We start from the raw sequence: 17,404 nt of genomic DNA on the forward strand, positions 1-17,404 counted from the left end.
GGGAAACGGAATTTTAATCGTCACCGGGCAAATAGTGACCGGTCGATGCACGGAGATCACGATGAAAAGCTTGTACAAGGCGCATAGCCGTCAAGAGGCGAAACGGATGATCCGCCAGCGCATTCTGGCTGGATTATTCGCAACGCTGCTTGGCGCCGGGGTCTCTGGCTGCGACACCACCGCATCCGACGTTGCGGGTACCAATCTGTTCACAGGCGTTGAATGGTATATCGCCCTTGATGTTGTCAGCATCATCAACACCGACAAAACACTTGTCGATCACGTCGTTTCCCTTTCGACCGGCCGGGATTGCTCAACCATCCGCAAGATTGACGGCAAATCCTATTGCAAAAAGGACCCGGTTCCCGAACCTCCGCTTTATTGCTATCGCACTCTGGCCTCGGTCAGCTGCTATCGTACGCCTGATCCATATAATACCGGCGCCCAAACCGTTGACTGGCCACCGACCCGATCACGCAGCCTGTAACCTGGACAACCATCTGAAATTCCAATGATATTTGTAAAAACTTTGCCCCAACAGCCTATTCAAACTTGAGGCTGCGGACAAAGCGCGCTACCGTGTCATAAGGGCGTCACAAATGCCCGAACCCGGCCTTCTGAAATTACGTCCGGAGAAAGACATGGGTACATTGTTCAATCTGGCTCAATACCGCAAAGCCAAAAGCTTTGTGCATTTCGACCGGACTGAACTGATGCAACTCATGAATACCTATTCCAGACAGGTCGCAAGTGGTGCATGGCGTGACTACGCCATTGATCATCTTGATGGCATGGCCATGTTCTCGATCTTCCGTTCCTCGCACGAAACGGCCATCTTCACCGTCATCAAGCTTGGTGCAGATCACAAGAATGCCGGGCATTTCGTTGCACTTCACAGCGGTGAAAAAATCAAACAAAGCTCCGAAATCCAGAACGTTCTTGATGCCGTTGAAAAACGCGCCCGCAAAGTCATCCCGCTGTTCAAATCCCGTTAAAGATCGGTCCCGCCTTTTGCCCCTTTCCATTTTTTTCTTCCGTGCGCCCGTTCGCGGCATTCGCCCTTTTGTATACGGCCTGCTTGCCTTGGCATTCGCATGTCACGCGCCTCCGGCCCGCGCAGATTACACAAGCGGCTACAAGGCCTATCAGGCCGGCAATTATGAAATGGCCCGCGCGCAATGGCGCGTTGCAGCACAGGAAGACGATCCCCGTGCACAATATGCCCTTGGGCTGCTTTATTACCGTGGACTTGCCGGGCCAAAGGATTACCGGCAGGCTGCCGAATGGTTTTCTCTGGCCGCGCGTGCCAATCATCCCAATGCGATCTACTATCTTGGCCTGATGTATTTCAATGGCTGGGGACTGCGCTATGACCAGTTTCGCGCAACCGAGTTCTTCAAGCGTGCTCTTCGCGCTGCACCCGGCAATTCCGATGCAGCCTTTTTGATTGGCGAACAATATTTTCACGGACGCGGGGCAGAACAAAACTATGTCGAAGCCGCCCATTATTACAGGATCGCCGCCGAAAACGGCATGCATGCTGCCCAGTTTCTATTGGGCGCTATGACTGAACGAGGCTGGGGTGTTGAACCCGATTATGCCGATGCCTATTACTGGCTGCGCCGTTCGGCACTTGGCCCCCTAACCCTGCCGCCCGGTGTCGAACTTGAAATGGACCCGGCAACCGCAATCGCCAATCTAGAACCAAAGCTGCGTCTGGAAGAAATCAGACGCGTCGATAAACGACTTCAGGAACTCTCTGCTCCCTAACCCCCAAAACCAAAAGACCGCCCCAAAGGCGGCCTTTTGCATAATATTCATTCCGTGATCGGGATCAGGAAAATGCCTCATCCCAGGTACCGCGTGTCGCGGCCTTGGAATACTCGGTCGCACGATTTTCAAAGAAGTTGGTGTGCTCGACCGCATTCAGCATCGCATCCATCCACGGCAACGGGTTCTGTTCGATCCCGTATTGCTCTTCAAGTCCAAGCTGGCTAAGGCGACGATCTGCGATATAGCGAATATATTTCTTGATATCTTCCGCCGTCAGGCCCTGCACGGCACCGGCTTCGAACGAAAGATCGATAAACGCATCTTCGTGGCTGACGATGGTTTTGCAGGCCTCGATCAGGTCGCTGCACATTTCGTCATCCCAGATTTCCGGATTCTCTTTGCAGAATGTCCTAAACAGGCGGATGATGCTTTCGCAATGCAGGCTTTCGTCGCGCACCGACCATGTCACGATTTGCCCCATGCCCTTCATCTTGTTGAAGCGCGGGAAGTTCATCAGCATCGCGAACGATGCAAACAGTTGCAGACCTTCGGTGAATGCGCCAAATACCGCAAGCGTCTTGGCGATGTTGCGTTTGCCCTGTGCCGTCAGGCGCAAATCACCATGTTCATCAGTATATTCGTCCTCAGGACCGATGCCCCAAATCTGCATGTAATCGTATTTGTCCTTCATCTCCTTGTATTGGAGGAAGGCCTCATACTCGGCTTCGGGCATACCGATGGTATCGAGAAGATGCGAATAAGCCGCAACATGGATGGTTTCCATGTTCGAAAACGCCGCCAGCATCATCTGGACTTCGGTCGGTTTGAACACGCGGGTATAATGACGCATGTAGCAATTATTCACCTCGATATCCGACTGGGTGAAAAAGCGGAAAATCTGCGTCAGGAGGTTACGCTCGGCATCGGAAATCGTGTGGTTCCAATCCTTGACATCATCAGCCAGCGGCACTTCTTCGGGCAGCCAGTGAATCTGCTGCTGGGTCAGCCATGCCTCGTAGGCCCAAGGATAACGGAATGGCTTGTAAACCGGGTTTTCCGTCAGAAGATCAATTACTTTATCGTCAGACATATCGTCACTTCTCGCAAAAATTTCCGTGCCCTCAAGCCGCCTTACTGGCAGGCAAGGCATTCATCATAATCAGGTTCGCTGGCAGCCTGTGCGGTGGCAGCCGCAACCAGTGCCGGGATTTCGAACGAGCTTTCCGGGCTTGGCATATCGTCGTCATTCGACTTTGCCCGCCCCGGAATATTCGCAACCACCTCGGCCCGCTGGATCGATTTCGACCGGCAGTAATAAAGGCTTTTGACACCCTTCTTCCATGCCTGAAAATGGATCTGATGCAGATCGCGTTTATGAACGTTCGATGCCAGGAAGATGTTCAATGACTGTGCCTGATCGATCATCGGGGTGCGATCACCGGCCAGTTCGATCAGCCAGCGCTGATCAAGCTCGAACGCGGTCTTGAAGATGTCTTTTTCCAGATCGGACAGAAAATCCAGATGCTGAACCGATCCTTCATGCACAGTGATCGAGGTCCAGACTTCCTCGTTATTCCGGCCTTTTTCCTCAAGTACCTCGGCAAGATACTTGTTGCGCACGTTAAACGAGCCCGAAAGCGTCTTGTGGGTATAGGAGTTTGCCGCCATCGGCTCGATCCCCGGCGAAGCACCACCACAAATGATCGAGATCGAGGCTGTCGGCGCAATTGCCGTCTTGTTCGAAAAACGTGCTTTGATACCGTATTCGGCCGCATCCGGGCAGGAACCACGTTCTTCGGCCAGCTTCTCGGATGCCGCATCGGCATGTTTTTTGACGTGATCGAAAATCTGCTTGTTCCAGACCTTGCTCATTACCCCTTCAAGCGGCACCTTCTGCGCCTGCAGGAAGGAATGGAAGCCCATCACGCCAAGACCAACCGAACGTTCGCGCATCGCGGAATATTTCGCGCGCGCCATCGTATCGGGCGCATGATCGATAAAGTCCTGAAGCACGTTATCAAGGAAACGCAGAATATCTTCGATGAACTGCTCGTCGTCCTTCCAGGTCAGATAATGTTCAAGGTTCAGCGACGACAGGCAGCAAACAGCAGTACGATCCCCGCCCAGATGATCCTTGCCGGTCGGCAACGTGATTTCCGAACACAGGTTCGATGTCTTTACACTCAGCCCGGCCAGCTTGTGGTGTTCCGGCACCGCCCGGTTCACGGTATCGATGAACAGCATATAGGGCTCGCCGGTTTCAACCCGCGACGTCAGCAAACGTATCCACAATGAACGCGCGCTGATCTTGCGGACAACATGCCCGTCTTTCGGCGATGTCAGCGCCCATTCCTCGTCATTTTCAACCGCACGCATGAAGGCATCCGAAATCGCAACGCCCTGATGCAGGTTGGGTGTCTTGCGGTTCGGGTCACCACCGGTCGGACGACGCATTTCGGAAAATTCTTCGATCTCGGGATGGCTGACCGGCATGTAAACCGCAGCCGATCCGCGGCGCAGCGATCCCTGGCTGATCGCCAATGTCAGGCTGTCCATCACGCGAATGAACGGCACGACACCCGATGTCTTGCCGTTCTTTCCGACCTTTTCGCCGATCGAACGCAGATTGCCCCAATACGAACCGATCCCGCCGCCACGCGCGGCAAGCCAGACATTCTCGGTCCAGATATCGACAATCCCGCCAAGGTTGTCGTCCGCCTCGTTCAAAAAACAGGAAATAGGCAAGCCGCGGGTCGTCCCGCCATTCGACAGGATCGGGGTTGCCGGCATGAACCAAAGCTTTGAAATATAGTCATAAAGACGCTGCGCATGCGCTTCGTCATCACCATAGTAACTGGCGACGCGCGCAAACAGATCCTGATAGCTTTCTCCCGGCATCAGATAACGGTCGTTCAAAACCGCCTTGCCAAAATCGGTCAGCAATGCATCGCGCGAACGATCAACAATGACGCGCGCACCTTTTTCGTGCTGCACCACATCCAGCATCTTCATGCTTGTAGTCCCCTTACCTGAACGGTCGCCCGTTGGCGGCGATCCGCTTCCTGTTTGTTATCTTCATCAAACGGCACTTGCCTGATCCTGCCCCGATTGACGGTCTGCCAGATCACCAAAATCGCCGTTTCCAATGCCCGTTTGAAAATGGTTATGCCTGCTCAGGACCGGATTGAAAACACAATATGTAGTGGAAATAGATAAAAAACCGTCAATCGATTGTATCAGTTCCGTTACAATCCCGGATATCCAATGATTCGCGTCAAAGGCGCTTCTGGCGCGCCCTGTGGTCAAGCAAAAGATCAGCAAAATTTTTGCGAACTGCTTGATCCCAAAGGTTGAGTTTGGGGTGATCGGCATCCCTCAAATTCGCAAAATACCAGTCGCGATTCCCGATTTGAATTGCCCCAAACAAAAAGCGCCCGGACAAACCGGGCGCTTTTGCAGATACTCAAAACATGCTTAGGGCAGCTTGTAGGCCATCACGTAATCCCCGGCCTTGGTCCCGATAGAACCATGCCCACCAGCAACGATCAGCACATATTGCGTACCGTCATCTGTGGTGTAGGTCATCGGTGTTGACTGCCCGCCAGCAGGCAGTCGCGCTTCCCAAAGCTGTTTGCCCGTGGTGACGTCATAGGCACGGAAGTAGTTATCAACCGCCGCACCAAGGAACGCCACACCACCCTTGGTGATGATCGGGCCCCCGATGCCTGGCACACCAAGCTTGAACGGCAATGGCAGGGGCGTCATATCCTCGACCGTACCGTTTTTATGCTTGTAAACAACCTCGCCAGTGCGAAGGTCCGCGCCCGCGACATAGCCCCATGGCGGAGCTTGGCACGGTACGCCAACTGGTGACAGGAACGGTCCCATACTGACTGCATAAGGCGCACCTTCATTGCGGTTGATTCCCATCTCGCTGGCCTTTTCCGTACCGCGCGGCGGCACTTCGTCGCGCGGGATCAATTGCGATGTGAAAGCAAGATATGTCGGCATGCCGAACATGATCTGTTTTTCCGGATCGATCGCCACACTGCCCCAATTGAATGTACCGAAGTTGCCGGGATAAACCAGCGTCCCCTGCAAGGATGGCGGGGTATAGCGACCTTCATATTTCAGCTGATGGAACTGGATGCGACATGCAAGCTGATCAAACAGCGTAATGCCCCACATATCCTTTTCCGTCAGCGGTTCAGGCATGAAGGTAAGATCCGAAACCGGCTGTGTCGGCGCGGTGAAATCTTCCGGAATGGCGCCCCCCGGGGCCGGAACCTCTTTCACCGGAATAATCGGCTCACCCGTCCGGCGATCAAGGACATAGATATCCCCCTGCTTGGTCGGCCCGACAAGTGCCGGGACATTTTCACCATCGTCTGTGGTGATATCAAGCAATGCGGGCTGGGCCGGAACATCCATGTCCCAAAGGTCATGATGCACCGTCTGGCGTACCCACTGAACCTGCCCGGTTTCAAGGCTAAGCGCAACGATCGAGGATGAATAGGTTTCTACTTCTTCGCTGCGCCCCATGCCCAGTTGATCGGGCACTTTGTTGCCAAGCGGCACATAGATCATGCCGAGGTCCTCGTCAGCACTCGACACCGACCAGCTATTGGGCGAATTGGCGGTATAGGTCTGACCTTCGGGAATTGGTTCAGTCTGTTCCGGATTGCCGGAATCCCAATTCCAGATCAATTCCCCACTATCAACGTCATAAGCACGAATGACGCCAGACTGCGATTTGGTCGAATAATTGTCATTCACCGCCCCGCCAATAATGATCTTGCCATCGGCAATAACCGGCGGCGAGGTCGAATAATAGTATCCGGCCGGATTATAAGGCATGCCTTCTTCCAGATGCACGGTCCCCTGATTGCCAAAGTCCGGGCAAACCTCGCCGTTATTGGCATCAAGGGCAATCAGACGCGCATCCGATGTCGGCAGATACACCCGAGATGCGCAGGGGGCATCCGCAGCCATCGCGCTATCCTGATAATAAGTTACTCCTCGACATGTTTGATGCTGTCGGTCCGTATTGTCGGGGACCTCTGGATTGAACCGCCATTTTTCCTGCCCGGTTTTGGCATCAATCGCTATTGCCCAGCTATGCGGTGTGCAAAGATAAAGCGTGTCTTTGATCTTAAGTGGCGTCACCTGATAGGTTGTTTCAGGCACATCCTCGGATCGCCTTACATCGCCGGTCTGAAAGACCCAGGCCTGTTCAAGGGTCGCAACGTTATCGGCATTGATCTGATCAAGTGGCGAATAACGTTGCCCATAAGGCGTACGTCCATATTGATGCCAATCGCCTGCCGGAACATCGCCGCCCAGATCCGGGTTACTGACGACCGGGGTGTTATTAAGCTGGCCTTCGATCGCGTTGGGATTATTCATCATTGAATACACAGCAACGACAATTGCCAGGACAACACTGCCTTCCAGAACGAATGATCGTGCCGGCTTGACTTCCGGCACCGGCTGTCCGACCGAAAGTGTCTTGCGATAGACCGGCATTGCCAGCCACACACCGATCAGGACGGTCAAACCACCACGCGGTCCCAATTGCCACCAGTCAAACCCGACTTCCCAAACAGCCCAGCCAAGGCTTGCAAGCATGAAGAGGGCGTAAAACGGTAAAACGACAGGGCGCTTTGCAAATGATAGGGCTGCGGCAATCAGAAACGCCAATCCGGCTAGCGCATAATACCAGCTACCGCCCAGCAAAATCAGCCAGACGCCACCTGCACCAAGCGCCAATCCGATCAAAGCCATCAACCCGGATGTCAGAATATTGATCATGAGATTGTCCTCGTTGCACAAAAAGCGGGACATACCAACACAGCCTTTGGCCACAAGATGGCAGGCTAAAGGCAATATTGGCATTCATTCGGAAACGTGCAAACGCGCATCCCGGTTCCAACAAGCGTTTGGAAAAAAATAAAAAACCACCGGTTTGAATAAATCCGGTGGTCAGCAGCCATTTGGAATTTGTCCGGAAAAGGCCTAGTGATGGGTCTCAATAATAGTGCCGGACTTGACAACTTCGGTGATCGTTACGCCAAGGTTTTCATCAACAACGACAAGTTCGCCGCGCGCCACCAGCCGGTTGTTGACGTAAATATCAACCGGTTCCCCGACCTTGCGATCCAGTTCAAGTACAGCACCACGGGTCAGGCGCATCAATTGCGCGACCTGTATCTGGCTTTTGCCGATCACCGTCGATACGCGTACCGGCACATCATACGCCGCCCCGATTTCAGATGCGGCATGACGTTTGGCAAAGGGATCGTCGTCGTTATTGGCCATGGTAACCAGATCACCCAGATAAAGTGGAAGAATTGTTAAACTCTATTCTAGAGGTTAGCTTTGAAAAAAGTGTTAGCAAGCTTATTCGTAAAATTTACGGTAGTTTTCTGTATAATAATCGCCTACATCAAGAACCCTTCAACGATCCGCGTCACCAGCGCCAAACAGAAATACAGGACTTTTCATGAGCTACGATCGCCAATGGGTGGCTGATGCCATCAACATCATCGAAGCGGACTTCAACCGGTCTGCCGACACCCATCTGATCCGTCTTGATCTGCCGTCACTTGATGGCATAGGGCTTTACCTGAAGGATGAATCGACCCATCCTTCCGGCAGCCTGAAACACCGTCTGGCGCGCTCGTTGTTCCTGTATGGCCTTTGCAATGGCTGGATATCCAAAGACACCCCGATCATCGAGGCATCAAGCGGCTCCACTGCCGTGTCCGAAGCCTATTTTGCCCGCCTTCTGGGGCTGCGCTTCATTGCCGTGATGCCTAAATCAACGTCGCAGCAGAAAATCGATCAGATCGCCTTTTATGGTGGCGAAAGCCACCTGGTCGATCACAGCGGTCAGATTTATGCCGAATCACAGCGCCTCGCGCGCGAGCTGGGCGGCCATTACATGGACCAGTTCACCTATGCCGAACGCGCAACCGATTGGCGAGGCAACAACAATATCGCCGAAAGTATCTTTGATCAGCTCAAACGCGAACCCCATCCGGTTCCGCGCTGGATCGTGGTCGGTGCCGGTACGGGCGGGACATCTTCAACCATCGGCCGCTATATCCGTTACGGACAAATCCTTGGCATGGGATGCGAACTTTGCGTCGCCGACCCGGAGAACTCGGTTTTCTATGATGCCTACGAAACCGGTAAATGCGATATCACCGGGGAAAAGGCATCGCGCGTCGAAGGCATCGGCCGCCCCCGGGTCGAACCCAGTTTCAACCCGACTGTGGTTGATCACATGATCCGGGTGCCTGATGCTGGCAGTTTTGCCGCCCTGCAATATCTCGAAAGACACATGGGCCGTCGTTGTGGCGGGTCGACCGGCACTAACCTGATCGCCACCCTGTCACTGATCAGTCAGATGAAAAAGGCCGGTGAAACCGGATCGGTCGTGACCCTGCTGTGTGATGGCGGTGACCGCTATCGCGACACCTATTACAACCCGGACTGGATCGCCAGACAGGGTATCGACCTTGCACCTTGGCATGCGGCCCTCGAAGCCTTTGATAAAACCGGTGTGTTTGAAATGCCGATGGATTGCTGCACGGCTCACTGACCATCGCCATGTGACTGGAAACAAAAAAGACGGGCGGATTTCTCCGCCCGTTCAGGTGCTTCATCAAGGTTGAGGCAAAACTTAGCCCGAAATCGCGATCTTGCGCGGCTCCGGCTTCACTTCCGCTACTTTAGGGAGAGTGAGCGTCAGGACACCGTTCTTGAACGATGCCGCAATCTTGTCTGCATCGACGGTATCGGGCAGACGGAATGAACGTTTGAAGCTGCCATAGGTGCGTTCGACAACGCGGGCACCATCATTGCTTTCACGGGTTGATTTCTTTTCACCCGTAATCGTCAGGACACCTTCAAGCACCGAGACATCAACATCGCCCTGTTCAACACCCGGGAGTTCGGCGGAAAGTTCGATATTGTCATCGGTCTCATGGACATCGATACGCGGGGTCAAAAGCTTTTGCGGCGCTTCATTGCCATTTGTATCGGCAGAATTCACAAGCCCGTCACGTCCAAAGATCGAGCCGATCATACGATCAAAATCACGTCCGAGAACACCAAACGGATCACCATATGCCGGACGCGAAACCAAACGACGAGCAGTACCATTTACAGTCTGAAGACCAGTCATAATTACCCTCCTAAACAGACAGGTAGTTCTTGCGCCGCAGGTCCAGTCATGCTGCAACCCTGACGCGTACAAGGCCACCATGGCCCTTCAATTCAACAAATAGATCAGGGCGATTTTTCCGCAAGTAGGCGCACGCATTTTTTTGAAAAAATTTTTGCACCTTACTTCACTATCCTCCCTGCCCTTATCTGCCCGATCATTCCACAAGACGGAAAACCCTTGGGTCCCTATGGCGCGAACAGCAATTTCCAACTAGCTTCATGTCATTGTCGGCAGGAACCCCTGCCCCCACTGATACAGGACACCTCCATGAGCCACCTTTTTACGCCGCTCTCCATTGGCAAGCTTGAACTGGAAAACCGCATTGTCATCGCACCGATGTGCCAGTATTCCGCCGCGAACGGAAAGTTTACCGCATGGCATGACATGCATCTGGGCAATTTGGCCCAATCAGGCGCCGGCCTTCTGATTATAGAAGCCACCGCAATCGAACCGGAAGGTCGCATTACCTATGGTGATGTTGGATTGTGGGATGATGAAACCGAAGCAGCTCTTGGCAAAACCATTACCGCTGTGCGCAGCCATTCCGACATGCCGATTGCCATTCAACTGGCCCATGCCGGACGCAAGGCATCCTGCGAAAAGCCCTGGGATGGCGGCGGCGCCATCGCGCCAGATCACAAAAATGGCTGGCAGGTTGTTGCACCGTCTACAGTTCCGTTCCGTGCAGGTGATCCAGAACCCGAAGCACTAAGCACGTCACGCATTCGAGAAATCGTTCAGAGCTTCGCGGACGCTACAAAGCGTGCGGATCGCCTTGGTATTGACGCGATCGAGGTTCATGCGGCACATGGCTATTTGCTGCATCAATTCCTGTCGCCGCATTCCAACAAACGTCAGGATGACTATGGCGGGTCGCTTGAAAACCGCATGCGGATCGTGATCGAGGTTTATGATGCAGTTCGCGCCGCGTTCGATCCTTCCAAACCGGTCGGCATTCGCATTTCGGCATCCGACTGGGTCGAGGGCGGCTGGGATATTGACCAAAGCGTCCAACTGGCACGCGTCCTCAAAGAACGCGGCTGCGATTTTATCGATGTATCATCCGGCGGTCTTCACATTGACCAGAAAATCCCCCTTGGTCCGAACTATCAGGTTCCCTTTGCGGAACGCATCAAATCGGAAACCGGCATGATCACCATCGCGGTTGGCCTGATCACGGAACCAGAACAGGCAGAAGCCATCGTCTTCACCGGTCAGGCCGATGCCATAGCGCTTGCGCGCGGCATACTCTATGACCCACGCTGGCCCTGGCATGCTGCTGCAGCACTTGGTGCCGAGGTCAAGGCTGCCAATCAGTATCTGCGCTGTCAGCCAAGAACGCTGAAAAAACTGTTCGGTTAATCCGGAAAATCCCCGCATCTCATCTGGCTGCGGGGATTATTATCTCAATCGATACCGAAACAAAAAAGGGCCTCGCAGTGCGAGGCCCTTTCCGTAGTGAGAAGGTCGGTTGGTGGTAAAGCTTAGAAGCCCATACCGCCCATGCCGCCCATACCACCCATGCCGCCCATGTCAGGCGCGCCACCGGAGGATTTGTCTTCCGGCTTTTCAGCGATCATGCATTCGGTGGTGATCAGCAGACCTGCGACCGATGCTGCGTCCTGCAGGGCAGTACGAACAACTTTGGCCGGATCGATGATGCCTGCTTTGACCAGATTGGTGTATTCACCTTTCTGGGCATCGAAGCCGAATTCAACATCATCCTGCTCAAGCAGCTTGCCAGCGACAACCGCGCCATCAACACCTGCGTTCTGAGCGATCTGACGGACCGGAGCCTGCAGCGCGCGACGAACGATGTCGACACCGATGGTCTGGTCGTGGTTTGCACCTTCAAGACCGTCAAGAGCACGGGTTGCGTACAGCAGGGCCGTACCACCACCAGCGACAATGCCTTCTTCGACAGCAGCGCGGGTTGCGTGCAGGGCATCATCAACGCGGTCTTTGCGTTCTTTCACTTCGATTTCCGAAGCACCGCCGATTTTGATTACGGCAACACCGCCAGCGAGTTTCGCCAGACGTTCCTGCAGTTTTTCACGGTCGTAATCCGAAGAGGTTTCTTCGATCTGTGCTCGGATCTGGCCAACGCGGGCTTCGATCTGTGCTTTCTCACCGGCACCATCAACGATGGTGGTTTCTTCTTTGGTGATGGTGATCGACTTCGCGGTACCGAGCATGTCGAGCGTTACGCTCTCAAGCTTGATGCCGAGGTCTTCGGAGACAACCTGACCACCGGTAAGGATGGCGATGTCTTCGAGCATTGCTTTGCGACGGTCGCCGAAGCCCGGTGCTTTGACAGCAGCGATTTTCAGACCGCCACGCAGCTTGTTGACGACCAGCGTCGCAAGAGCTTCGCCTTCGACGTCTTCAGCAATGATAAGAAGCGGCTTGCCCGACTGAACGGCAGCTTCCAGAAGCGGCAGCAGCGGCTGCAGCGAGGAAACTTTTTTGTCGAACAGAAGAACATACGGGTTGTCGAGTTCGGCAACCATCTTTTCCGGATTGGTTACGAAATACGGCGAAAGGTAACCACGGTCGAACTGCATGCCTTCGACAACGTCGAGTTCAGTGTGCAGGCCTTTGGCTTCCTCGACGGTGATAACGCCTTCATTGCCAACCTTTTCCATGGCTTCAGCGATCATGTCGCCGACTTCACGGTCACCGTTAGCCGAAATGTTACCGACCTGAGCAATCTCATCCTTGCCCGACACTTTACGTGCACGGCCCTGGATGGCTTCGATTACTTTGGTGGTCGCAAGATCAATACCGCGTTTCAGGTCCATCGGGTTCATGCCGGCAGCAACGGATTTGTTGCCTTCACGAACGATTGCCTGTGCGAGAACGGTTGCAGTGGTGGTTCCGTCACCAGCCAGATCGGCGGTTTTGGAAGCCACTTCGCGCAGCATCTGTGCGCCCATGTTTTCGAACTTGTCAGAAAGTTCGATTTCCTTGGCAACCGAAACACCGTCCTTGGTCACGCGCGGTGCGCCGAAGGACTTTTCGATGACAACGTTACGGCCTTTCGGGCCGAGCGTCACTTTAACGGCATCAGCAAGGATGTCGACACCACGCAGCATTTTCGCGCGTGCGTCGGTGGAGAATTTTACTTCTTTAGCAGCCATAATATTCTTTCCTCTCTATGAGACGGATGAACGTGGATTTAAGTCACCAGAAGGCTGACTTATTCCATGATGCCCATAATGTCGGACTCTTTCATGATCAGCAGCTCTTCGCCATCGACCTTGACTTCGGTGCCCGACCATTTGCCGAACAGAACCTTGTCACCAGCCTTGACGTCAAGCGCGACAAGCGAGCCGTCTTCTTTGCGAACACCGGAACCGACAGCGATGATCTCGCCTTCCTGCGGTTTTTCTTTCGCGGTATCCGGGATAATGATGCCACCGGCAGTCTTGGTGTCGGATTCGACACGACGCACCAGCACACGATCATGTAACGGACGGAACTTCATGTTAGACAACTCCGTGTTTAAGTATGGCTCGATTAAGTACAAAACTAACCGGGATGAGCCCGTATTAGCACTCACCCCCGGCGAGTGCTAACAGCATGTATTGAAGCCATCGGAATTTGTCAACAGAAGAGAGCAAAAGGACGCAAAAATGTCATGATTTCAGGGTTTTTCTCGCACTTGCGAGAATTAAATCGGTGCCCTTTGCCCGCGCACCGCGTCATGATCATTTCGGTGAAATATCTCTATCACGCGCGCAGTCTCATGACAAAGGGCAATATTGTGACGTCATTCCTCATATCTGTCATACCCACCCTGGTAGATGCTTTCCGAGATTTTGTTTCAACCAAGGTCCCAAGCATCTTTATAAGTTATGTTAAGTGAGATATTCGTATTGTTGAACATTGGCCCGACCGGAACGCTGGCCTGCGGTTTGCCCCCCCTTCCAAAAAGGTGATTCTATGAAGCTTGAATCTCTGGAAATCCCCGAGGTAAAATTGCTGTTCCCGAAAAAATTCGAAGACGAGCGGGGCTTCTTTTCTGAAACCTATAATCAAGACGTGTTTGCAAAAGCCGGGATTACCCAAGGCTTCGTCCAAGACAATCATTCGCTGTCAAAAACCGCCGGTGTTTTACGTGGCCTGCATTTTCAGCGCGAACCATTTTCCCAGGATAAACTCGTTCGGGTTTTGCGTGGCCGCATCCTTGATGTCGCGGTCGACATTCGCCCCAATTCGCCGACACTTGGCAAATCGGTTATTGCCGAAATCAACGCAGATGACTGGAACCAGATTTTTGTTCCGCGCGGCTTTGCCCACGGTTTTCTGACGCTCGCCCCCGATACAGAAGTTGTCTACAAGGTAAGTCGCCCTTACACCCCATCTGCGGAGCAGACCATTCTCTGGAACGATCCTGATCTTGCGATTGATTGGCCGATGGATGAAAGCCGGTTGGTACTTTCGGCCAAAGATGCCAATGCCATGTCGTTCAAGGACTACCTCAAAATGGTCTGAGACCGAAGCTAAACCCGGGATTACATCCGATGCAGGCTGCGCAAAACGGATCGCAGATAGTCGCGATACGAACTGGCACCAAAAGCATCAATCAGCTTTTCAAATTGACCCTCATCAATTAGGCCTGTGCGTAATGCTATTTCTTCGGGGCAAGCAATTTTAAGGCTTTGCCGCTTTTCTACTGTTTCAACAAAGTTTGCGGCATCAAGCATCGCACCGTGGGTTCCAGTATCAAGCCAGGCATATCCGCGCCCCATCTTTTCCACCTGCAACTGCCCACGTTCCAGATACGCATTATTGACATCGGTAATTTCAAGCTCGCCACGCGCCGATGGTTTTATGGTTCTGGCGATTTCAACAACCTGCGCGTCATAGAAATACATCCCGGTCACGGCATAATTCGATTTCGGCTCTTTCGGTTTTTCCTCAATTCCCTTTGCCATTCCATTGTTATCAAATTCGACAACACCGTAGCGTTCCGGGTCCTGCACATAATAGGCAAAAACCGTTGCACCGGCGGTCTGCCTCATCGCATTGCCCAAAAGCTCGGTCAAACCATGCCCGAAAAATATGTTATCCCCCAGAACCAAGCAGCACGGGTCGTTGCCTATAAAAGTTGCCCCGACCCTAAACGCGTCGGCAAGACCGCGAGGTTCTTCCTGTACCGCATATTCGATCTGGAGCCCCCACCTTTGACCATCGCCCAACAGTTCGCGAAATAACGGCAAATCTCGCGGCGTACTGATCAAAAGAATTTCTCTGATTCCAGCCAACATCAACGTAGTCAGCGGGTAGTAAACCATTGGTTTATCGTAAACCGGCAAAAGCTGCTTTGACACAACCATCGTTGACGGGTGCAATCGCGATCCCGTTCCACCCGCTAGAATGATGCCTTTACGCATTTTCTATCCGCCCGCTTCAAGATTGTTCAAACATGCCGGAAGGCTCTCCGAAATATCGGGCAGCCCATAACCGAAAGTATCGGTAAATTTTTGTGTCGACATTATGGAATAGGCTGGACGCCTGGCAATCGTTGGAAAGGCATCAGAGCTTACCGGATCAATCCTGCAATTTCTTCCGGTCCAGTTTGCCCCAAACTGCTCAACCGCAGCATCATGAATACGTTTGGCAAAATCAAACCACGTCATCTGATTACCGGCAACAAGATGGTAAGTCCCAAATCCGGAGAAAGCCGGATCAACTATCAACGGCAACAATCGCAATGTTGCATTCGCCAGATCAATTGCCGATGTCGGACATCCACGCTGATCATTCACGACCGTCAAGGCATCGCGTTGTGCCATCAATCCCAGCATCGTTTTAACGAAATTCTTGCCAAACGGGCTGTAAACCCAGGCTGTACGGAAAATAAGGTGACGTTTAGCCGCAACCCTAACCGCGTTTTCGCCTGCCAGTTTGCTGGCACCGTAAACGCCAAGTGGCGCGACCGGATCATCTTCCCGATAAGGGTGGTTTGCCCCCCCATCAAAAACATAGTCGGTTGAAAAATGGATCAGTGGAATATGAAGATCGTCGGCAGCCCGGGCCATCATATCAACCGCATCGCAATTGACCTGATAGGCGTTCTCACGATCATTTTCGGCAAGATCAACAGCCGTATAAGCAGCAGCATTGATGACAACATGCGGCTGATTGTCCCGAATTGCCGAAGCAATTATCGACAGATCAGATAAATCACACTTGCTTCGATCCATGAGTATTAAACGGACTTGCGGGAAAGTCGCACCACATAGCGCCAGACTTCGTCCCAATTGGCCGTTTGCGCCAAAGACAAGTGCATTAATCATCACTATTTCACCGTTCCGAGCCGCTCACCTGCATATTTATCTTTCAGGATCGGCTCCCACCACGCCCGATTTGCCAGATACCATTTCACAGTCTGCTCCAGACCGCTTTCAAAGCTGTGTTTTGGTTCCCAGCCAAGCTCGTCGCGTATCTTCGATGGATCAATCGCATACCGCCAGTCATGCCCCGGGCGGTCAGTGACAAACCGAACCTGTGCCTCGAAGTCACTTTTCACAGCGTCGAACTCGAAGCGAGTTACAACGTCAAAGATGCTGCGTACAACCTCAATATTTGCAACTTCGTTGCAACCACCGACATTGTATTTCTCGCCAATTCTGCCCTCAGTCAAAATGGTAAAAAGCGCATCAGCATGGTCTTCAACATGAAGCCAGTCCCGCGTATTTTTACCATCGCCATAAACCGGCAATTCCTTGCCATGCAAAACATTCAGGATCATCAGAGGGATCAGCTTCTCGGGGAATTGATAGGGCCCGTAATTATTCGAACAATTGCTGATAATCACCGGCAACCCATACGTATGATGCCAGGCGCGCACCAGGTGATCCGATCCCGCCTTGCTTGCAGAATATGGCGAATTGGGCGCATAGGGGGTTTCTTCTGTAAAAAGCCCCTCGTCCCCAAGCGAACCATATACCTCGTCAGTCGAAATATGGTGAAATCGAAATTTCGACCTCCTATCGGCAGATAAGCCGTTGAAATAATCCCGTGCTGCTTCCAGCAGTGTGAATGTGCCAACAAGGTTCGTCTGAATAAATTCAGACGGCCCATCAATCGAACGGTCTACGTGGCTTTCTGCCGCCAGATGCATCACAGCGTCGGGCTGAAAATCATCAAATATCCGGTCAAGTTCCGCCCGGTTGCAGATATCCTGCTTCACGAAACGATAGTTGGGTAACGAAGAAACACTTTCAACAGTGCGCAAATCGGCCGCATATGTCAGCTTATCAAGGTTGAGAACCTCGATCTTTTTCTGCCCGGCCAAAAGCCGGCAGACCGCCGACCCGATAAACCCTGCACCACCTGTCACAATGAGTTTCATCAGCCCCGCCCGTTTGTCCGCCTTTGTCGCCCAAA

At 53.0% G+C, this 17,404-nt stretch carries 17 protein-coding genes; 6 read left to right on the top strand and 11 right to left on the bottom strand.

Translation table 11 applies throughout. From position 1 onward, the window contains the following. The first annotated feature begins 61 nt into the window (after nucleotides 1-61). The 3 genes from R1T41_RS21345 to R1T41_RS21355 all read left to right on the top strand — a co-directional run bounded on the left by R1T41_RS21345 (nucleotide 62) and on the right by R1T41_RS21355 (nucleotide 1,770). Nucleotides 62-487: a hypothetical protein gene (locus tag R1T41_RS21345; RefSeq protein WP_062959530.1), complete on the top strand. Its 426-nt coding sequence runs from the start codon at nucleotides 62-64 to the stop codon at nucleotides 485-487. Between the two features lie 154 nt (nucleotides 488-641). Next, nucleotides 642-995, top strand: a complete 354-nt coding sequence (locus R1T41_RS21350) for a DUF2794 domain-containing protein (protein WP_317339131.1) — start codon at nucleotides 642-644, stop codon at nucleotides 993-995. A gap of 88 nt (nucleotides 996-1,083) precedes the next feature. Further along, a complete protein-coding gene (locus R1T41_RS21355) occupies nucleotides 1,084-1,770 on the top strand; it encodes a tetratricopeptide repeat protein (protein ID WP_247742294.1) in 687 nt (228 codons plus the stop codon). A 64-nt stretch (nucleotides 1,771-1,834) separates the two neighbouring features. Here R1T41_RS21355 and R1T41_RS21360 read toward each other — a convergent pair whose 3' ends face one another. The 5 genes from R1T41_RS21360 to fliN form a co-directional block, all read right to left on the bottom strand. Next, complete coding sequence (locus tag R1T41_RS21360) at nucleotides 1,835-2,863, bottom strand: ribonucleotide-diphosphate reductase subunit beta (RefSeq protein ID WP_317339134.1); 1,029 nt, start codon at nucleotides 2,861-2,863, stop codon at nucleotides 1,835-1,837. 41 nt (nucleotides 2,864-2,904) lie between these two features. After that, a complete protein-coding gene (locus R1T41_RS21365; RefSeq protein WP_317341603.1) occupies nucleotides 2,905-4,779 on the bottom strand; it encodes a ribonucleoside-diphosphate reductase subunit alpha in 1,875 nt (624 codons plus the stop codon). Between the two features lie 72 nt (nucleotides 4,780-4,851). Further along, a complete protein-coding gene (locus tag R1T41_RS21370; protein WP_317339136.1) occupies nucleotides 4,852-5,145 on the bottom strand; it encodes a hypothetical protein in 294 nt (97 codons plus the stop codon). Between the two features lie 102 nt (nucleotides 5,146-5,247). Then, on the bottom strand, nucleotides 5,248-7,584 hold the full coding sequence (locus R1T41_RS21375; protein WP_317339138.1) for a glucose/quinate/shikimate family membrane-bound PQQ-dependent dehydrogenase: 2,337 nt from the start codon (nucleotides 7,582-7,584) through the stop codon (nucleotides 5,248-5,250). Nucleotides 7,585-7,788: 204 nt separating this feature from the next. Beyond that, nucleotides 7,789-8,091 (bottom strand): flagellar motor switch protein FliN, encoded by a 303-nt coding sequence (gene fliN, locus R1T41_RS21380; protein ID WP_062952044.1) that lies wholly within the window; start codon nucleotides 8,089-8,091, stop codon nucleotides 7,789-7,791. Nucleotides 8,092-8,275: 184 nt separating this feature from the next. Between fliN and R1T41_RS21385 the strand changes: the two genes are divergently transcribed. Beyond that, nucleotides 8,276-9,379, top strand: a complete 1,104-nt coding sequence (locus tag R1T41_RS21385; protein ID WP_317339139.1) for a PLP-dependent cysteine synthase family protein — start codon at nucleotides 8,276-8,278, stop codon at nucleotides 9,377-9,379. Between the two features lie 81 nt (nucleotides 9,380-9,460). On the opposite strand, the gene R1T41_RS21390 is transcribed toward R1T41_RS21385, so the two are convergent. Then, on the bottom strand, nucleotides 9,461-9,964 hold the full coding sequence (locus R1T41_RS21390; protein WP_317339141.1) for an Hsp20/alpha crystallin family protein: 504 nt from the start codon (nucleotides 9,962-9,964) through the stop codon (nucleotides 9,461-9,463). Between the two features lie 309 nt (nucleotides 9,965-10,273). On the opposite strand from R1T41_RS21390, the gene R1T41_RS21395 reads away from it, so the two are divergent. Further along, nucleotides 10,274-11,368 carry an NADH:flavin oxidoreductase/NADH oxidase gene (locus R1T41_RS21395; RefSeq protein ID WP_317339143.1) on the top strand — a complete coding sequence of 365 codons (1,095 nt, stop codon included), beginning with the start codon at nucleotides 10,274-10,276 and terminating at the stop codon, nucleotides 11,366-11,368. A gap of 122 nt (nucleotides 11,369-11,490) precedes the next feature. On the opposite strand, the gene groL is transcribed toward R1T41_RS21395, so the two are convergent. After that, the gene (groL, locus tag R1T41_RS21400; RefSeq protein WP_062952040.1) at nucleotides 11,491-13,146 is read right to left on the bottom strand and encodes a chaperonin GroEL; all 1,656 of its coding nucleotides are present in this window, start codon (nucleotides 13,144-13,146) and stop codon (nucleotides 11,491-11,493) included. Nucleotides 13,147-13,205: 59 nt separating this feature from the next. Further along, nucleotides 13,206-13,493, bottom strand: a complete 288-nt coding sequence (gene groES / locus R1T41_RS21405) for a co-chaperone GroES (protein ID WP_007090384.1) — start codon at nucleotides 13,491-13,493, stop codon at nucleotides 13,206-13,208. A 458-nt stretch (nucleotides 13,494-13,951) separates the two neighbouring features. Between groES and rfbC the strand changes: the two genes are divergently transcribed. Further along, on the top strand, nucleotides 13,952-14,503 hold the full coding sequence (gene rfbC, locus R1T41_RS21410) for a dTDP-4-dehydrorhamnose 3,5-epimerase (RefSeq protein WP_317339144.1): 552 nt from the start codon (nucleotides 13,952-13,954) through the stop codon (nucleotides 14,501-14,503). Between the two features lie 20 nt (nucleotides 14,504-14,523). Here the strand turns inward: rfbC and rfbA are convergent, their stop codons facing one another. The 3 genes from rfbA to rfbB are packed head-to-tail and all read right to left on the bottom strand — an operon-like array spanning nucleotide 14,524 to nucleotide 17,369. Further along, nucleotides 14,524-15,405 (bottom strand): glucose-1-phosphate thymidylyltransferase RfbA, encoded by an 882-nt coding sequence (gene rfbA / locus R1T41_RS21415; protein WP_097052401.1) that lies wholly within the window; start codon nucleotides 15,403-15,405, stop codon nucleotides 14,524-14,526. Between the two features lie 3 nt (nucleotides 15,406-15,408). Next, nucleotides 15,409-16,311 carry a dTDP-4-dehydrorhamnose reductase gene (gene rfbD, locus R1T41_RS21420; RefSeq protein WP_317339146.1) on the bottom strand — a complete coding sequence of 301 codons (903 nt, stop codon included), beginning with the start codon at nucleotides 16,309-16,311 and terminating at the stop codon, nucleotides 15,409-15,411. A 2-nt stretch (nucleotides 16,312-16,313) separates the two neighbouring features. After that, the gene (rfbB, locus tag R1T41_RS21425) at nucleotides 16,314-17,369 is read right to left on the bottom strand and encodes a dTDP-glucose 4,6-dehydratase (protein WP_317339148.1); all 1,056 of its coding nucleotides are present in this window, start codon (nucleotides 17,367-17,369) and stop codon (nucleotides 16,314-16,316) included. Nucleotides 17,370-17,404: the final 35 nt, after the last annotated feature.

Source organism: Thalassospira lucentensis (assembly GCF_032921865.1).
Taxonomy (GTDB): Bacteria; Pseudomonadota; Alphaproteobacteria; order Rhodospirillales; family Thalassospiraceae; genus Thalassospira; species Thalassospira lucentensis_A.

Excerpts from the sequence above, each read along its gene's own strand:
- R1T41_RS21365 (WP_317341603.1), bottom strand. The coding sequence starts at position 4,779 with ATGCTGGATGTGGTGCAGCACGAAAAAGGTGCGCGCGTCATTGTTGAT.
- rfbB (WP_317339148.1), bottom strand. The coding sequence starts at position 17,369 with ATGAAACTCATTGTGACAGGTGGTGCAGGGTTTATCGGGTCGGCGGTC.
- rfbC (WP_317339144.1), top strand. The coding sequence starts at position 13,952 with ATGAAGCTTGAATCTCTGGAAATCCCCGAGGTAAAATTGCTGTTCCCG.
- rfbA (WP_097052401.1), bottom strand. The coding sequence starts at position 15,405 with ATGCGTAAAGGCATCATTCTAGCGGGTGGAACGGGATCGCGATTGCAC.
- R1T41_RS21385 (WP_317339139.1), top strand. The coding sequence starts at position 8,276 with ATGAGCTACGATCGCCAATGGGTGGCTGATGCCATCAACATCATCGAA.
- R1T41_RS21375 (WP_317339138.1), bottom strand. The coding sequence starts at position 7,584 with ATGATCAATATTCTGACATCCGGGTTGATGGCTTTGATCGGATTGGCG.
- groL (WP_062952040.1), bottom strand. The coding sequence starts at position 13,146 with ATGGCTGCTAAAGAAGTAAAATTCTCCACCGACGCACGCGCGAAAATG.
- R1T41_RS21360 (WP_317339134.1), bottom strand. The coding sequence starts at position 2,863 with ATGTCTGACGATAAAGTAATTGATCTTCTGACGGAAAACCCGGTTTAC.
- groES (WP_007090384.1), bottom strand. The coding sequence starts at position 13,493 with ATGAAGTTCCGTCCGTTACATGATCGTGTGCTGGTGCGTCGTGTCGAA.
- fliN (WP_062952044.1), bottom strand. The coding sequence starts at position 8,091 with ATGGCCAATAACGACGACGATCCCTTTGCCAAACGTCATGCCGCATCT.
- R1T41_RS21395 (WP_317339143.1), top strand. The coding sequence starts at position 10,274 with ATGAGCCACCTTTTTACGCCGCTCTCCATTGGCAAGCTTGAACTGGAA.
- R1T41_RS21350 (WP_317339131.1), top strand. The coding sequence starts at position 642 with ATGGGTACATTGTTCAATCTGGCTCAATACCGCAAAGCCAAAAGCTTT.
- R1T41_RS21345 (WP_062959530.1), top strand. The coding sequence starts at position 62 with ATGAAAAGCTTGTACAAGGCGCATAGCCGTCAAGAGGCGAAACGGATG.
- R1T41_RS21390 (WP_317339141.1), bottom strand. The coding sequence starts at position 9,964 with ATGACTGGTCTTCAGACTGTAAATGGTACTGCTCGTCGTTTGGTTTCG.
- R1T41_RS21370 (WP_317339136.1), bottom strand. The coding sequence starts at position 5,145 with ATGCCGATCACCCCAAACTCAACCTTTGGGATCAAGCAGTTCGCAAAA.
- rfbD (WP_317339146.1), bottom strand. The coding sequence starts at position 16,311 with ATGATTAATGCACTTGTCTTTGGCGCAAACGGCCAATTGGGACGAAGT.